The 14,643-nt window shown below is 72.0% G+C and carries 16 protein-coding genes; 11 read left to right on the forward strand and 5 right to left on the reverse strand.

The features are described from left to right. The first annotated feature begins 180 nt into the window (after positions 1–180). From OG331_RS28280 to OG331_RS28300, 5 genes are all read left to right on the forward strand, one after another. Entirely contained in the window at positions 181–627 is a 447-nt protein-coding gene (locus tag OG331_RS28280) for a DoxX family protein (protein WP_406201187.1), read from the forward strand. Between the two features lie 41 nt (positions 628–668). Beyond that, the gene (locus OG331_RS28285; protein ID WP_406201189.1) at positions 669–1,067 is read left to right on the forward strand and encodes a Zn-ribbon domain-containing OB-fold protein; all 399 of its coding nucleotides are present in this window, start codon (positions 669–671) and stop codon (positions 1,065–1,067) included. A 23-nt stretch (positions 1,068–1,090) separates the two neighbouring features. Then, entirely contained in the window at positions 1,091–1,732 is a 642-nt protein-coding gene (locus OG331_RS28290) for a GNAT family N-acetyltransferase (protein ID WP_406201191.1), read from the forward strand. A gap of 121 nt (positions 1,733–1,853) precedes the next feature. Next, a complete protein-coding gene (locus OG331_RS28295) occupies positions 1,854–2,726 on the forward strand; it encodes a GNAT family N-acetyltransferase (protein WP_406201194.1) in 873 nt (290 codons plus the stop codon). Between the two features lie 98 nt (positions 2,727–2,824). After that, positions 2,825–4,441 (forward strand): serine/threonine-protein kinase, encoded by a 1,617-nt coding sequence (locus tag OG331_RS28300; protein WP_406201196.1) that lies wholly within the window; start codon positions 2,825–2,827, stop codon positions 4,439–4,441. A gap of 28 nt (positions 4,442–4,469) precedes the next feature. Here OG331_RS28300 and OG331_RS28305 read toward each other — a convergent pair whose 3' ends face one another. Genes OG331_RS28305 through OG331_RS28315 form a run of 3 tightly spaced genes read right to left on the reverse strand, consistent with a single transcriptional unit; the run spans position 4,470 to position 6,800 of the window. Continuing rightward, the gene (locus OG331_RS28305; protein ID WP_406201198.1) at positions 4,470–5,138 is read right to left on the reverse strand and encodes a pyridoxal 5'-phosphate synthase; all 669 of its coding nucleotides are present in this window, start codon (positions 5,136–5,138) and stop codon (positions 4,470–4,472) included. A gap of 36 nt (positions 5,139–5,174) precedes the next feature. Continuing rightward, positions 5,175–5,600 (reverse strand): pyridoxamine 5'-phosphate oxidase family protein, encoded by a 426-nt coding sequence (locus OG331_RS28310; RefSeq protein WP_406201200.1) that lies wholly within the window; start codon positions 5,598–5,600, stop codon positions 5,175–5,177. A 27-nt stretch (positions 5,601–5,627) separates the two neighbouring features. After that, positions 5,628–6,800, reverse strand: coding sequence for a thiolase C-terminal domain-containing protein (locus OG331_RS28315; protein WP_406201202.1), 1,173 nt, complete (start codon positions 6,798–6,800; stop codon positions 5,628–5,630). Positions 6,801–6,905: 105 nt separating this feature from the next. Between OG331_RS28315 and OG331_RS28320 the strand changes: the two genes are divergently transcribed. Together OG331_RS28320 and OG331_RS28325 are read left to right on the forward strand one after the other, a co-directional pair. After that, positions 6,906–8,132: an acyl-CoA dehydrogenase family protein gene (locus OG331_RS28320; RefSeq protein WP_406201204.1), complete on the forward strand. Its 1,227-nt coding sequence runs from the start codon at positions 6,906–6,908 to the stop codon at positions 8,130–8,132. Next, entirely contained in the window at positions 8,129–8,620 is a 492-nt protein-coding gene (locus OG331_RS28325) for a nitroreductase/quinone reductase family protein (protein WP_406201206.1), read from the forward strand. Before OG331_RS28320 ends, OG331_RS28325 begins: the two co-directional genes overlap by 4 nt. Before the next feature lie 3 nt (positions 8,621–8,623). Here OG331_RS28325 and OG331_RS28330 read toward each other — a convergent pair whose 3' ends face one another. Next, complete coding sequence (locus tag OG331_RS28330) at positions 8,624–9,250, reverse strand: LysE family translocator (protein WP_406201209.1); 627 nt, start codon at positions 9,248–9,250, stop codon at positions 8,624–8,626. A gap of 82 nt (positions 9,251–9,332) precedes the next feature. Between OG331_RS28330 and OG331_RS28335 the strand changes: the two genes are divergently transcribed. Continuing rightward, positions 9,333–9,785, forward strand: coding sequence for an Lrp/AsnC family transcriptional regulator (locus OG331_RS28335; RefSeq protein ID WP_328880988.1), 453 nt, complete (start codon positions 9,333–9,335; stop codon positions 9,783–9,785). Between the two features lie 69 nt (positions 9,786–9,854). Here OG331_RS28335 and OG331_RS28340 read toward each other — a convergent pair whose 3' ends face one another. Then, entirely contained in the window at positions 9,855–10,502 is a 648-nt protein-coding gene (locus tag OG331_RS28340; protein WP_406201211.1) for a TetR family transcriptional regulator, read from the reverse strand. 122 nt (positions 10,503–10,624) lie between these two features. Here OG331_RS28340 and OG331_RS28345 point away from each other — a divergent pair, with 122 nt between their 5' ends. From OG331_RS28345 to OG331_RS28355, 3 genes are all read left to right on the forward strand, one after another. Next, the gene (locus OG331_RS28345; protein WP_406201213.1) at positions 10,625–11,374 is read left to right on the forward strand and encodes a VOC family protein; all 750 of its coding nucleotides are present in this window, start codon (positions 10,625–10,627) and stop codon (positions 11,372–11,374) included. Positions 11,375–11,608: 234 nt separating this feature from the next. Continuing rightward, positions 11,609–13,978, forward strand: coding sequence for a PQQ-binding-like beta-propeller repeat protein (locus OG331_RS28350; protein WP_406201216.1), 2,370 nt, complete (start codon positions 11,609–11,611; stop codon positions 13,976–13,978). 146 nt (positions 13,979–14,124) lie between these two features. Continuing rightward, positions 14,125–14,643 carry a hypothetical protein gene (locus OG331_RS28355; protein ID WP_406201219.1) on the forward strand — a complete coding sequence of 173 codons (519 nt, stop codon included), beginning with the start codon at positions 14,125–14,127 and terminating at the stop codon, positions 14,641–14,643.

Raw genomic sequence — 14,643 nt, forward strand, 5'->3', positions numbered from 1 at the left:
CACTCCTGCGCTTGACTGCCCTGTGCCTCACGTCCGGCTCCCTCGGCTCACTCGGTGTCCTCGGCTTGCGTCTCTGCGAACCTAGCCAAACTGTGGACAAGATTGCCAACAATCCATGGGACTCATCCGGGATGCACAGGCGATTGTCAGGCTCCTCTTATCTGACGTACCGTCAGATCCATGGACGCGATCTGGCTCACAGGTGCGGAATGGCTGGCCGTGCTCCGCATAGGCCTCGGGGTGTGGTGGCTGGAGAGCTGGCGGCACAAGGACAAGAAGAGCTGGTTCGAGGGGGCCGGGATCTCATGGGCCGCGGACGTGGCGGCCAAGCACCGCTGGAACGCCGTACGGTCCGGCTTCGAGGCCGTCGTGACACCCCGGCCGCGGACCATGGCGTACGTCGTCCTGTACGCGGAGTTCGCACTCGGGTTCGGGCTCATCCTCGGGTTTCTGACCCCGATCGCCCTCGTCGGCGGGCTGTTGCTCAACGTCCTCTACTTCACGCTCATGATCCACGACTGGGGCGAGCAGGGGCAGAACTCGATGATGGCGCTGATCTCGGTGGTCGCGCTGTTCGGGATGTCGTGGCAGTCGTGGTCGGTGGACAGTGCGCTGGGGTTGTTCTGACGGGGTTGTTATGACGGGTCTGTTCTGATGGGGGAGCGCTGATGAGCGGGCAGCGATACGACATCCCGGAGGCCGATGCCTTCACCCGCACCTACTGGGACGCGGCGGCGCAGGGGCAGTTGCTCATCCGCAGGTGCCGCGCCTGCGTCCGCGCCCACCACTACCCCCGCGAGTTCTGTCCCCACTGCTGGAGCGAGGACGTGGCGTGGGAGCCCGCGAGCGGCCGGGCCACCCTCTACACCTGGTCCGTCGTGCACCGCAACGACCTGCCGCCCTTCGGGGAGCGGACGCCGTACGTCGCCGCCGTGGTCGATCTCGCCGAGGGGCCGCGGATGATGACCGAGGTCGTGGAGTGCGCGGACGCCGGTCGGCTGCGGGCCGGGATGGAATTGTCGGTCGTTTTCCGGGACGGGGTACCGGTGTTCCGCGCTGCCGGCTGACCGCCGCGGGTTTCAATGGCCGTATGCCTCACCCCGACATACGCCCCGCCGGCCACTCGTACCCCCACCCCGACCTGCACGGCCACGGCCTGCGCCTGCGCCCCTGGGACCCGGACTCCGAGGACGACGCGGCGGCCTGGTTCCGGGGCCGCAGCGACCCGGAATTCCGGCGCTGGAACACCCCGTTGCGGATCACGACGGACCTCGACAGCGCCCGGGAATCCCTCCGCGACACGGCACGGAACATGTGGGAGGGCGCCTCCGCGGCGTACTGCGTCACCGACGCGACGACCGGCACCCCCGTCGGACATGTCGCCGTCAACGTCATCGACTGGATCATGCGCTCCGCCCGCGTCGGCTACTGGGTCCTCCCCGAGGCCCGCGGCCGCCGTGTCGCCACCCACGCGCTCACCCTCGTCGCCCAATGGGCCCTCGCCGAGCCCGGCCTGGCCCTGCACCGTCTCGAACTCGGCCATGCCGTCGGCCACGACTCCTCCTGCCGTATCGCCGAGCGGTGCGGCTTCCGGTACGAGGGGACCCTGCGCGGCGCGATGTGGGAGGCGGGGCGGCAGGACGCGTACCGGGACGTCCATATGCACGCGCGGCTGGCGACGGACCCGGACCCGGCCAGGGGCCGGGACTCGGACTCGAACGTCAACCTGTAGACCCGCGGACCCGTGAACCCCGAGCCCCTCAACCCCCGCCTGGGAGTGGGGTCTTGTATCGGGTTGGTGTCCACAGCGGAAAAGGGTGCACAGTCGGCGCCGGGGCGCGGGATCATGAGGTATGCGCCCGGACGACTGGTACTGCACCCAGGATCTCACCGGCTTCCTCTCCCACGCCGGTGGCTTCCTGCGCTCACGCCCCGATCTGCACACCGTCGTCCTGACGGTGACCGAGACGCTGCGCACCAGCGGGTTGCGTGCGTACGGCGACGAGGCGCCGGTCTTCGGGGTGCTGGAGGTGGGCGGGCAGGTACGGGCCGCCTACTTCCGCACCCCGCCCTACCGGCTGAACGTCACCCCGCTCACCCCCGACGAGGCCGACTCCCTCGCCGCCCACCTGGTCGCCCTCGGTCACTCGGTCCCCGGCGTCATCGCGGCGCGCGAGACCGCCGAGGCCTTCGCCGCCGCCTGGCGCCGGCACGCGGGCGGCCGGGCCGCGGTCGGCCAGAGCCAACGCCTGTACCGGCTCGGCAACTTGGCCCTGCCGCAGTCCCTCCCGGCCGGCCGGGCGCGGGTCGCAGGCAAGGAGGACCGGGAGCAACTGACGCGTTGGTACGGCGAGTTCATCGAGGCCGTCGGCGACCACGCCGCCCGTGACGCCGCCGCGTGGGCCGACTCGCGGATCTCCTACGGAGGCATCACCTTCTGGGAGGACGCCGACGGCACCCCCCTCGCCATGGCCGGCGTGACCCCGGTGGTCGCCGGCCAGGTCCGGGTCGCCCCCGTCTACACCCCGGCCCACCTGCGCGGACGCGGCTACGCGGGCGCGGTCACGGCCCAGGTCAGCCGGGCCGTGCTCGCCTCCGGAGTGCGCGAGGTACTGCTCTTCACGGACCTCGCCAACCAGACGAGCAACAGCCTCTACCAGCGCATCGGGTACCGGGCGGTGGCCGACTTCGCCGCGTACGACTTCCGGGGGACCCGGGGCGTCTAGGCGTTCCTGGCCCCCCTGGCCGTGGAATCCGCGCGCGCTAAGGTGCATCTGCAATCTGTTCGAAAGTGCTCGGTGTACGGGGAGAAGTAGGTCTCACGGTGTCCGATTCGGGGAGGGCGTCCGAACTGGGGCGGCTCATAGCCAACCGCTACCGGTTGGTGGAGCGCGTCGGACGCGGCGGCATGGGCACCGTGTGGCGGGCCGAGGACGAACTGCTCAACCGGCACGTCGCCCTCAAGAAGCTGCACGTCCCGCCGCATCTGCACGACGACGAGGTCCAGCGTCTTTACGAGCGCACTCGCCGTGAGGCCCGCAGCGCCGCCCGGATCACCCACCCCCATGTGATCGTCGTGCACGACGTCGTCGACGACGAGGGCCTGCCGTGCATCGTCATGGAGCACATCCCCTCGCTCACGCTCGGCGACGTCCTGAAGAAGCAGGGCACGCTGCCGCCGGGCGAGGCCGCCCGGATCGGCCGCAGCATGGCCGCCGCACTGCGCGCCGCGCACGATGTCGGCGTGCTGCACCGGGACGTCAAGCCCGCCAACGTGCTGCTCGGGAACGACGGCCGCATCGTCCTCACCGACTTCGGGATCGCGGTGGAGTCCGGATCGCCCTCCCTGACCAGGACCGGGGAACTCGTCGGTTCGATCCAGTACCTCGCGCCGGAGCGGCTGCGCAGCAAGATCGCCGAGCCCGGCCCCGCCTCCGACCTGTGGTCGCTCGGAGCGACGCTGTACGAGGCGGTCGAGGGACGGCCCCCGTTCGGCCGGGACACGGCGATCGAGACGGCGTACGCCATCGCCACCGACACCTACGACCCCCCGCGCAACGCCGAGGACCTGGCCCCGGTGATCGAGGGGCTGCTGGTGAAGGAGCCCCACCGGCGCATGGACGCGCACGCGGCCGAGCGCCTTCTGAGCCGTGCGGCCGGCGAGGTGACCGTCCGGTCCGATCCGCCCACGCGACCGGAGCGTGTGCCCGACCGCGACCGCGACCTCGACACCGACCCCCAGCCCGACATCGCCCCCCACGTCGACACCACGCCCGTCGCGCCGGTGCGCAAGCGCGGCCGCCGTACCGCCCTGTGGATCGCAGCGGCGCTCGTCGTCGCCGGCACCGCGACGGGCGCGGTCCTGCTGAGGCCCGGCGGCGAGGCCGATTCGCCGAGCGGCGTGCCGTCCGCGGGCGACACCTCCAGCAGCGCTCCCGGTTCGCCGGGCCCTTCCGGCTCCCCGCGGCCCGGCGACTCCCCGTCGCCGGTTCCCGAGGGATACCACCTCGTGAAGGCCGGCCAGGGCTTCTCCGTGCCCGTGCCGGACGGCTGGACGGCCAAGAAGATCCCCGGCGGTGAAGTCGCCTACATCGATCCGTCCGGGCTGGTGGGCCTGCGGGTCGAGATGGTCGGGTTCGCGGGGTCCGATCCGCTGCGGCACTGGCGTGAGACCGAAGAGGCACAGACGCGCCGCGACAACCCCGGCTACGAGCGGGTCAGGATGAGCCCGACGACGTTCCGGGGACGGACCGCCGGGTACTGGGAGTTCACCTTCCAGGGCAAGGTGCGGGAGTTCCGGGCGGTCGAGCTGGCCTTCGGCGGTGCTGACGACACGCAGTACGTCATCTATCTCTCCGCGCCGAACGCGCAGTGGAGCGAGTACCGGCCGGTGTTCGACACCGCCGTCAACGGAATCCGCCTCCGCGAGCAGGCGCAGTAGCAACGCGGCCGATGCGCCCGCCGGGCTTCTAGGGCCACAGCAGCTCCTTGGCCCAACCGCCTTCCGCCCGCCGGTAGTCGAGCCGCACATGCCGGCGCCCCGCGTCCCCCTGGAAGAACTCCACCTCGTCGGGGCGCACGTGGTACAGCGTCCACGTCGGCACGGGAGCGTCGGGCTCGCGTCCCGCCCGTTCCCAGGCCGACTCGGAGGCTCGCGCCAACTCCTCCAGTGAGCCCAGGACCTGGCTCTGGCGGCCGGTCAGTGCCGCCGCCAGCGCGCCGGTCGAGCGGGCGTGCAGGTCGGCCTGGCCGTCCTGGGCGGGGGCGGCGGTCACGGGGCCCCGTACCCGCACCTGGCGGCCCTGGGCCGGCCAGTAGAAGCCGAGGGCCGCGTACGGGCGGGCCGTCAGCTGGCGGCCCTTGCGGCTGTCGACGTGGGTCGCGAAGGACCAGCCGGAGGCGTCGGCGCCGTGCAGCATCACCGTCCGTACGTCCGGCAGGCCGTCCTCGCCGGCCGTGGCGAGGGACATGGTGTGCGGTTCCGTCTGCCCCGCCGCCACCGCCTCGGCGAACCAGGCCGTGAACAGGGCGAGCGGGTCGGCGGGTGCGGTGGCCGGTTCGAAGGCAGGCAGCTCGGTGACCGCCGGGTCCCACACCCGCAGCGACCTCAGCAGCTCATGAAGAAGGTCATCTCCCATGCGTCGATTGTCACGTGCCGCGGTGGTCTCACGGGCTCACAGCTGACCGAGGTCGGACGAAACCCAGCGTTCGGGCCGCATGTGGACGACGATCTGCTCGCCGTGGTTCTTCCAGGCGAAGTCGACATATCCGTCGACCTTCTCGGCCGGGAGATAGCGGGCCGCGACCTCCCGGAGCTCTTCCAGGGTGGCGGGGATCGTGTCGATGACCGGGCCCTCGACCGACGCGTACCGGACGGTGGGTTCGACGCGGTCGACCATCAGGGTGAACCGGCCGGACGCCTGGATGAGCTGGTTCTTCCGGGAATGCAGTCCGGTCAGGACCCATGCGTTGCCGCCGGGCGCGTACTGGTACCAGACCGGCACGGTCAGCGGCGCGCGCCCCGCGCCGGCGTCGACGGACAGTGCGGCGACATGGGGCTCGGCAAGGAACTGTTCGCGTTCTTCTCGGGTCAGGGCCATGCCTTCAGTCCTCTCGATTCGATCGGCTCAATCCCTCCCCAGTACCAACGTCCCCGACGAGCAGAACCATCCCCCGGTCGCCGAAGCGACACCCAGACGGGGCAACGCCCCGCCCCGCCCCCGCACCTGACGCTCCCCGCCCTCGCCCCGTAGCTGCCGCACCGCCTCCACCAGCAGAAACAGTCCCCGCATCCCGGGATGCTGGGCCGAGAGCCCGCCCCCGTCGGTGTTGACCGGCAGCTCCCCGCCCCGCACCAGCAGCCGCCCCTTCTCCACGAACGCCCCGCCCTCGCCCTTCCCGCAGAAGCCGAGGTCCTCCAGCGTCACCAGGGTCATGTAGGTGAACGCGTCGTAGATCTCGGCGAAGTCGATCTCCTCCGGGCGCACCCCGGCCCGCTCGAAGGCGAGGCGTCCGCTGACCGCCGCCGGGCCCACCGTGAAGTCGGGCCACTGCGACATCGCCGCGTGCGAGACGTGCTCCCCGGTGCCGAGCACCCACACCGGGGCCGTACGGCAGTCCCGTACGAACTCCTCGGCCGCCAGCAGCACCGCCGCCCCGCCGTCGGAGCGGATGCAGCAGTGCAGCTTGGTGAAGGGGTCCGCGATCATCGGCCCGTCCAGGACGTCGTCGACGGTGATCGGGTCGCGGAACATCGCGTCCGGGTTCAGGGCCGCGTTGGCCCTCGCCTGGACGGCCACCTCGGCCAACTGCTCGATGGTCGTGCCGTGTTCGATCATGTGGCGGCGGGCGGCCATGGCGTACTTGGCGATGAGGGTGTGACCGTAGGGGACCTCGAACTGCAGGGGGCCCCGGGAGCCGAAGGACAGGTTCCCCGTCCGCCGCCCCGCCTTGATGTCGGCGCGGGCCGTCGAGCCGTAGACGAGGAGGACGGCGTTCGCGTGCCCCCTCGCTATCGCGTCCGCCGCGTGGGCGGCCATCACCTCCCAGGTGGAGCCGCCGACGGAGGTGGAGTCGACCCAGGTGGGGCGCAGGCCCAGATACTCGGCCACCTCGACGGGGGCGAGGGTGCCGAGCCCGGCGGACGCGAAGCCGTCCACCACCTCCCGGCCAAGTCCCGCGTCGGCCAGGGCGCGGCGGGCCGCCTGGGCGTGCAGGGCGTACGGGGTCGCGTCGTCCACGCGGCCGCAGTCGGCCAGGGCCACTCCGACCACGGCTACGTTCCGGCTCCCGGCAGTCATGTGAGGCCTCCAGTCCCGTTGCTTCCCACCTCTGTGCATCTCGCTGCCACCCTCCTAATATGACGGTCCGTCAGATCTGGAGGGAAGAGCCGGAGGCAAGAGCCCATGGACGCCAGCTTCACCCCCGAGCAGGACGAGATCCGCCGCACCCTCCGCGAGCTGCTTCACAGCCGCTGCGGCCCCCGCGAACTGCGCGCCGCAGTCGACACCCCCGCCGGACACGACCCGGCCCTGTGGACCGCCCTCGCCGAACAGCTCGGCCTGCCCGGGCTGGCCCTTCCCGAGGCGTACGGCGGTGTCGGCTGTACGGCGACCGAACTCGCCCTCGCCTGCGAGGAGACGGGCCGGGCGCTGGCCCCCTCCCCGCTGCTCGCCACCGCCGTCCTCGCCGCACCCCTGATCGCCGCCCTCGGCACCGAGGCCCAGCGCGCCGCGCTGCTGCCCCGCCTCGCCTCCGGCGCGCTCACCGCCACCCTCGCCGTCCCGGGCACCGCGCTGGCCGCCGCGCTCGCGCTGACCGGCGGCAACGGGGGTGACTGGGCCGGCGGCGGACGTGCCGGCGGTGTGCAGGCGCGGCAGGTCGAGGGCGGGTGGCGGCTGTACGGGCAGGTCGACCAGGTGCTGGACGGGCACAGCGCGGGGCTGCTGCTGGTCGCCGCGCACGCCGGGGGGTTCGCCCGGTCGCGGACGTTGCTGTTCCTGGTGCAGGGTGACGCGGCGGGGGTCGTACGGGTACGGCAGACCGCTCTGGACGCCACCCGGCCGCAGGGGCGGGTGCAACTGCGGGATGTGGAGGCCGAGTTGCTGGGGGAGGGGGACGGTACTGACGTGCTGGGTGCCCTGGCCGGTGCGGGGGAAGCGGTCGCCGCCGTCCTCGCCTGTGAGGCCGTGGGCGCCGCCGACCGGGCGCTGGAGCGCACTGTGGAGTACGTCGGACAGCGGGAGCAGTTCGGGCGGGCCATCGGGTCGTTCCAGGCGGTGAAGCACCGGCTGGCGGATGTGTATGTGGCGGTGCAGGCGGCACGCTCGGCGGCCTATTACGCGGCGTGGGCTGCAACGCCCCCAAGCGGCGCGGGCCGTGTCGATGGCGCGGCTCCATCCGCGGAGCGCCTCGCCCTCGCGCAGGCCCTGGAGGCGCTGCGGATCGCGTCCGCCGAGGGGATCCAGCTGCACGGCGGCATCGGTTTCACCTGGGAGCACGAGGCGCACCTGTACTTCAAGCGGGCCGCCGGCGACGAGCTGCTCTTCGGGCCGGTGCACCGGCTGCGGGCGCAGGCCGCCGACCGGGCCCGGCTCTTCGTGACGTCCGAGGCCCGGGAGGTGGCGGTGTGATCGGCGTGCGGCTCGTGCAGAAGGTGTCGTCGACCCGGGGCTTCGCCAAGGTCGCCCCCCATCTGATCCCCGCGCTCGACCGTGCCGTCCACCGGCTCACCCGCGGGAAAGTGCTGCTCAGCGCCCAGATGCTGCCCGGCGTGATCCTGACCTCGACGGGCGCCCGCAGCGGGCTGCCGCGCCGCACGCCGCTCGCGTGCATGCCCGAGGACGGCGGCCGTACCTGGGTCCTCATCGGCTCCAACTTCGGCCGCCCCGGCCATCCGGCCTGGACCGCCAACCTGCTGGCCCACCCGGACGCCGAGGTCAGCTGGAAGGGCACCGACTTCCCCGTCACGGCCCGGCTGCTGGAGGGCGAGGAACGGGCGGCCACCTGGAAGACGGTGCTCCGGTTCTGGCCGCCGTACGCCACGTATCAGGCCCGGGTGGAGCGGGAGATCCGGCTCTTCAGGATCGTCCGCAGGGACGGGGAACCCGGGCGGCCGTGACCGCTACAGCGTCGCCAGGCGCTGTACCAGCAGGAAGGCACCGATTCCGAGCATGGCCGCGCCGGACGTGCGGGTGACCGCCCGCGCGGCGGCCGGGCGGGCGCCGAGGACGGCGCGGGCGGCGAGGCCCACGGTGAGGTAGACGGCGGCGCAGCACGCCATGTGGAGCAGACCCAGGACGGCGGTCTGGGCGGGGACCGGCAGGTGGTCGCCCTTGGTCACCAGGAACTGGGGCAGGACGGAGAGGTAGAGCAGCAGGCCCTTGGGGTTGAGGCCGCTGATCGTGGCGCCGCGCAGGAAGACGCGGGCCGGACTGCTCGGGGTCACGGCCTCCTCGGAGGTCCCCGGCGTACCCGGGCGGCGCAGCACGCTCCAGCCCAGCCAGACCAGGTACGCGGCGCCGGCCGCGGTCAGCGCGGTCAGCAGACCCGGCTCGCTCGCCACCAGCACCGCGAGGCCGGCCACCGCGAGGACCGTGTGCAGCGCGTACCCGGTGACCAGGCCCGTCACCGCCATCACCGGCGAGCGCTCGCGCAGCCCGGCGGAGATCGCATACGCCCAGTCGGCGCCCGGTACGCAGACGAGCAGCAGGTCGATGGCGAGGAAGGAGAGGAGCAGTCCGGAGTCCATGGTGGGGACATTAGGCGGGAATGGCCCGAAAGTGTTGTCGAAGTTTGCTCATGATCGCGAGTTGTGAGCAAATATCTTCTCTATGGACGACGTGGACCGGAAGATTCTTGCCGAGCTGCAGCAGGATGGGCGGCTGACCGTGACCGAGCTGGCCGGGCGGGTGCGGCTGAGCGTCTCGCCGTGCCACCGGCGGCTGCGGGAACTGGAGCGCTCGGGGGCGATCAGCGGCTACCGGGCGGTGGTGGAGCCGGCGGCGGTGGGGCTGACCTTCGAGGCGCTGGTCTTCGTGTCCATGCGGCAGGAGGACCGGGACACGGTTGCCGAATTCGAGCGGGCGATCGCGGACATCCCCCATGTCCTGGACGCGCAACGGCTGTTCGGCGAGCCCGACTACCTGCTGCGGGTGGCCACGGCCGACCTCGCCGCCTTCCAGCGGCTGTACGACGAGCGGCTCGCGACCCTGCCGGGGGTGCAGCGGCTCACCTCGACGCTGGTGATGAAGCACGTCGTACGGGATCGTCCGCTGCCCGCGTAGCACGGCATGCGGCGGCCCACGTCGGGTGAGTCACCGCCTGCCAGACAGGACTTGCTCAAAATCGGGGAGCTACTTCGTCGGCTTCTTGCCGGTCACACCCAGATGCACCAACAGGGCGAGGTTCGGCTTGAGTTCGGCCTGCTTGACGCCCCAGGTCTGGAAACCCTTCTGGTGCGAGGCCACCGCCGCGAGCATCGCGACGATCGAACCCGCCACCGCGGCCGGGTTGACGTCCTTGTCGACCTTGCCCTTGGCCTGCAACTGAGTGACCGACTCGGTCAGGGAGTTGTTGACCGAGTTCAGGATCTTCATACGGATCTTGTAGAAGCGTTTGTCCCCCTCGGACGCACCGAGGTCGACGACCCGCAGGATCGCGTCGTTGCGCCGCCAGAACTCCAGGAACCCGTCGACGAGTTCCTGCGCCGTCTGCCAGCCGGCCTTGCCGACCCAGCTGCGGCCCTCCACGAGCTCGGTCAACCCGGCGCCCTCGGTGGCCATTTGGTCGGCGACCTCCAGGACGGCGCCCTCGACGTCCGGGAAGTACTGGTAGAAGGTGGCGGGCGAAGTGCCCGCCTTCCGGGCGACATCTATGACTTTGACGTCCCGGTACGGGGAGGAGCTGAGCATCTCGCTGAGGCAGTCGAGCAGCTTCTGCCGGGTCGCCTGCCCTCGCCGTCCGGCCACGCGGCCGTCGACGGTACGCACTTGTCCTGTCATGTCGTCAGCTTACCGAGGCGTGATCGGGGCGCGATTCGGCCGACTGCAAATGGGGTGCACGGCGATCGCGAGGCTGGTGTGCCTGGTCTGCGAGGTGCGTGGGACGCCGCTACTTTTGCCGCATGGCCGAAAACAGGGCATCCGCGAACGGAACGGGATACACGGAGGGCGTTCCGTGCTGGGTCGAGGCGCAGCTCGCCGACGTGCAGGCGGGCAGGCGCTTCTACGGTGAGCTCTTCGGGTGGGACTTCGAGGAGGCCTACGACTCCACCGTATGGGCCCGGCTGGACGGCGATCGGGTGGCCGCCCTCTCCCGCAAGACGGACGGGCGGATGCCCACCGTGTGGACGGTGTACTTCGCCACCCCGGACGCCCGGGCGCTGACCGGGCGGATCCGCAGCGCCGGAGGGCAGGTGGTCACCGCGCCCGTGGAGGTCGGGGCGGATGCCGGTACGGCCGCGCTGGTCACCGACCCCGAGGGCGCCGTCTTCGGGCTGTGGCAGGAGGGCGAGCACCCGGGCTTCGGGCGCCGGCACGAGGTCGGCACCTTCGGCTGGGTGGAGCTGTACGCGCGGGACATCGAGGTCGCCAACGACTTCTACGGCGGGCTCTTCGCCGACGCCCTGTTCGGGCCGGACGCGAAGCCGGACTTCGGGCGGGCGGCCGTCGCGGAGCGCTTCTCGGCGATGATGCCGCCCCACTTCCTCGTCCACTTCCGGGTCGCGGACTGCGAGGAGATCCTCGGCACGGTGAACCGGCTCGGCGGACGGATCCAGGTGCCGCCCTTCGAAACGTCGTACGGGAGGGCCGCCGTGGTGACCGACGATCAGGGGGCGTCCTTCGCGGTTCTGGAGCGGGTCCCCAAGGGCTGACGGCACTCCTGTCTCCGGTGGCTCAGGCGTCCCACTATGCGAAACCGCGCTTCCGTGGGGCGACGGGCTGTGGTTTTGTCCCAAGACACCCCGTTCCGCCCGCGGGTTCGCCACCACGCCTTCGGACAGGAAGAATCGGGGTGCGTGCCGCCAAGGCGGTGCGGTGGTGAGACGCTGCACGGGGTCGCGTACATAAGCGGGTGACGGGGCCCGTACGGGGAGGTGGCAGGCAGAGTGGTGGATCAGCTGACGCAGCACGATCCGCGCAGGATCGGGCCGTTCGAGGTGCTCGGACGGCTGGGTGCCGGCGGCATGGGGCTGGTCTATCTTGCGCGCTCGGCGTCCGGGCGGCGCGTGGCGATCAAGACGGTCCGTACGGAACTCGCCGAGGACCAGCTGTTCCGCGTCCGCTTCACGCGTGAGGTGGAGGCGGCCCGGGCGGTCTCCGGCTTCTACACGGCCGCGGTCGTCGACGCCGACCCGCGGGCGGCCGTGCCGTGGCTGGCCACCGCGTACGTGCCCGCGCCCTCCCTCGAGGAGATAGTGAACGAGTGCGGGCCGCTCCCGGCCCAGGCGGTGCGCTGGCTGGCGGCGGGCGTGGCGGAGGCCCTGCAGTCCATCCACGGTGCCGGTCTCGTCCACCGTGACCTCAAGCCGTCCAACGTGCTCGTGGTCGAGGACGGCCCCAGAGTCATCGACTTCGGTATCGCGTCCGGCGTGTCGAACACGCGTTTGACCATGACCAATGTCGCCGTCGGTACCCCCGCCTACATGTCGCCCGAGCAGGCGAAGGACTCCCGCAGCGTGACCGGCGCGAGCGACGTCTTCTCACTCGGCTCGATGCTCGTGTTCGCCGCCACCGGACACCCGCCCTTCCATGGCGCCAACCCCGTCGAGACCGTCTTCATGCTGCTGCGCGAGGGCCCTGACCTCGAAGGCCTTCCGGACGAGCTGCGCCCGCTGATCGAGTCCTGTATGCAGATGGAGGCCACGGCCCGCCCCAACCCGGCCGACCTCCAGGCCCAGCTGGCACCCCACCTCTTCGGCTCCGGCACCGACGACAGCGGTACGGCGTCCGCGTGGCTGCCCGAGCGGGCGGTGAGCCTGATCGAGACGCGCCGAGGCGGCCGCCCGGCGGCCAAGCCCGCCCCGTCCTCCGGCCGCAGCGGCGGCCGCATCGCCCCCGCGCCGGTTCCGCCCCCGCCCGCGCACGACCCGGTGGTTCCGGGCCAGCAGCCGGCGCCCGTACCGATCGGCGCTCCGGACACCGGCCCGGTGCGGCTGGCCGGCGCCGCGGTCCCGATCGGCCCCGGCCCCCGCGTCGCCGACGCCCGCGCCGCCGCCATGCAGGCGCCCCCGCCGGAGGCCGGCCTCGTCGCCTCCTGGTCCAAGCCCCGCCCCGGTGTCAACGGCACGGACCCCGCCGTCGGCCCCGCCGTACCGGCACCGCCGCCGGTGGCCCCCGAACCGGCGGCCGGCTGGCGGCCCTGGCGTTTCCGCATGTCGAACGACGTCTGGGGCACCCCTTCCGTCGCCGACGACCTCGTCTACGTCACCTCCTTCGAGGTGCACGCCCTCGACGTGGCCACCGGCCGCCGTCGCTTCAAGACGCGGGACGTCGCCTGGTCGATGGCGGTCGCGGACGGCCGTATCCATGCCTCCGACGGCCCCACCCTGTTCGCCCTGGACTGCCGCGAGGGCGCGGATCTGTGGCGTCTGCAGACGGACGCCTGGGTGTACTCCCTCAAGGCCGAGCGCGGCACGGTCGTCACCGGCACGCGCGGCGGCGGCGTCCAGGCCTGGGAGGCCTCCAACGGACAGAAACTCTGGGAGCTCACCGGGGCGCAGAGCGACTTCGAGTCCCCGGAGGCCGGACCGGCGCTGTACGACGGCACGGTCTACGTCTGGCAGGACGCCCGGCTGAAGGCCCTGGACGCCCGGACGGGCGACGAGCGCTGGTCGTACCCCATCGGCGACGCCGCCTCCTGCGGCGGGGTGCCGGTGCGGGTGGCGCAGGCGCACGACGGCTATGTGTACGTGTCCGCCGGGACCCGGGTGCTCGCGCTCGACGTGGTGAGCGGCCTGGTCCGCTGGCACTTCGAGGCCCCGGCGGTCTTCCTGTGCCCGCCGGCCTTCGTGCCGGGCCCGGCGGTGACCGGCGGCGGCGTGTACCTCGCCGACTACCTCGGCACGGTCTACGCCCTGGACGCCACCGACGGCCGCGACCGCTGGCGCATCGCCACCGAGGCCCGCGCCTCGATCGATCCGGTGCTGGTGGCCGGGGGCCACGTCCACGTCGGCAGCGGCAAGGGGCTCTACACCCTGGACGCCGTCACCGGGACGCCGAAGTGGCGCTTCCAGGCGGGCGGCGACATCGTGGGCGCGCCTTCGGTGGCGGAGGGCCGGATCCACTTCGGCTCCACCGACCATCTGCTGTACACCCTGAAGGCCGACGACGGCCGCCTGCGCTGGAAGCTCGCCACCGGCGGCGAGATCACCGGCTCGCCCGTGGTGCAGGACGGCGTCGTGTACGCGTGCAGCAAGGACCGCTGCGTGTACGCCCTGGACGCCGAGAAGGGCACGGGCACGGCCCGCACCGCGTAGGCGGCGCGGATCCGGACGACGGCCGTCCGTAAAGTGCGGCCATCTTCACCGGTCTTGCACGAGACGTTACGCCGGGTAAGCGGTTCCTGCCGCGGGGCCGCTGCTAACGTGACGTGCTCACGATCACGACAACGGGGGTTGACCACGTGAAGCTTCGCCATGTCCGCGCTGTGGCCGTCTGCGTGGGGGTCGTCGTGGCCCTGACGGGCGCACGGCACTCCAGCGGCGGCGGCTGCGACAGCAACTCGAACTCCAGCAGCTCGTCGAGCAGTTCGGGCGGCACGAGCGGCGGCAGCACGCACTACGACGACGATGACGACGACTACTCGTCCACGGGCGGCGGCTCGGGCTCCGACGCGACGGCGACCGCCGAGGCCACCCAGGACGTGAAGATCCAGAGCTGTGTGTTCGACGAGAGCCGGGGCATCGTCGCCCGGGTCGAGGCCACCAACTCCAGCAGCATCACGACCTACACCTACGAGTTCGGCGTCACCTTCAAGGACCCGTCCGGCGGCTCCGTGCGCACCAGCGCGTCCACCATCCCGTACGTCTCGCCGGGCTCCACGGACACGCTCGACGTGGCCGCCTCGTACGTCCCGGACGCCGGGGCCGGCACCAGCGGCGTGACCTGCGAACTCGGTGACGTGACACGCACGTCGGAGTAG

It is taken from the genome of Streptomyces sp. NBC_01017, assembly GCF_045162795.1.
Lineage (GTDB): Bacteria > Actinomycetota > Actinomycetes > Streptomycetales > Streptomycetaceae > Streptomyces > Streptomyces machairae.

What these genes read in the sequence shown, in the direction of transcription:
- OG331_RS28310 (WP_406201200.1), bottom strand. Translation starts at nt 5,600, where the DNA reads ATGGCCCTGACCCGAGAAGAACGCGAACAGTTCCTTGCCGAGCCCCAT.
- OG331_RS28305 (WP_406201198.1), bottom strand. Translation starts at nt 5,138, where the DNA reads ATGGGAGATGACCTTCTTCATGAGCTGCTGAGGTCGCTGCGGGTGTGG.
- OG331_RS28335 (WP_328880988.1), top strand. Translation starts at nt 9,333, where the DNA reads ATGGACGACGTGGACCGGAAGATTCTTGCCGAGCTGCAGCAGGATGGG.
- OG331_RS28285 (WP_406201189.1), top strand. Translation starts at nt 669, where the DNA reads ATGAGCGGGCAGCGATACGACATCCCGGAGGCCGATGCCTTCACCCGC.
- OG331_RS28290 (WP_406201191.1), top strand. Translation starts at nt 1,091, where the DNA reads ATGCCTCACCCCGACATACGCCCCGCCGGCCACTCGTACCCCCACCCC.
- OG331_RS28340 (WP_406201211.1), bottom strand. Translation starts at nt 10,502, where the DNA reads ATGACAGGACAAGTGCGTACCGTCGACGGCCGCGTGGCCGGACGGCGA.
- OG331_RS28330 (WP_406201209.1), bottom strand. Translation starts at nt 9,250, where the DNA reads ATGGACTCCGGACTGCTCCTCTCCTTCCTCGCCATCGACCTGCTGCTC.
- OG331_RS28295 (WP_406201194.1), top strand. Translation starts at nt 1,854, where the DNA reads ATGCGCCCGGACGACTGGTACTGCACCCAGGATCTCACCGGCTTCCTC.
- OG331_RS28280 (WP_406201187.1), top strand. Translation starts at nt 181, where the DNA reads ATGGACGCGATCTGGCTCACAGGTGCGGAATGGCTGGCCGTGCTCCGC.
- OG331_RS28315 (WP_406201202.1), bottom strand. Translation starts at nt 6,800, where the DNA reads ATGACTGCCGGGAGCCGGAACGTAGCCGTGGTCGGAGTGGCCCTGGCC.
- OG331_RS28320 (WP_406201204.1), top strand. Translation starts at nt 6,906, where the DNA reads ATGGACGCCAGCTTCACCCCCGAGCAGGACGAGATCCGCCGCACCCTC.
- OG331_RS28345 (WP_406201213.1), top strand. Translation starts at nt 10,625, where the DNA reads ATGGCCGAAAACAGGGCATCCGCGAACGGAACGGGATACACGGAGGGC.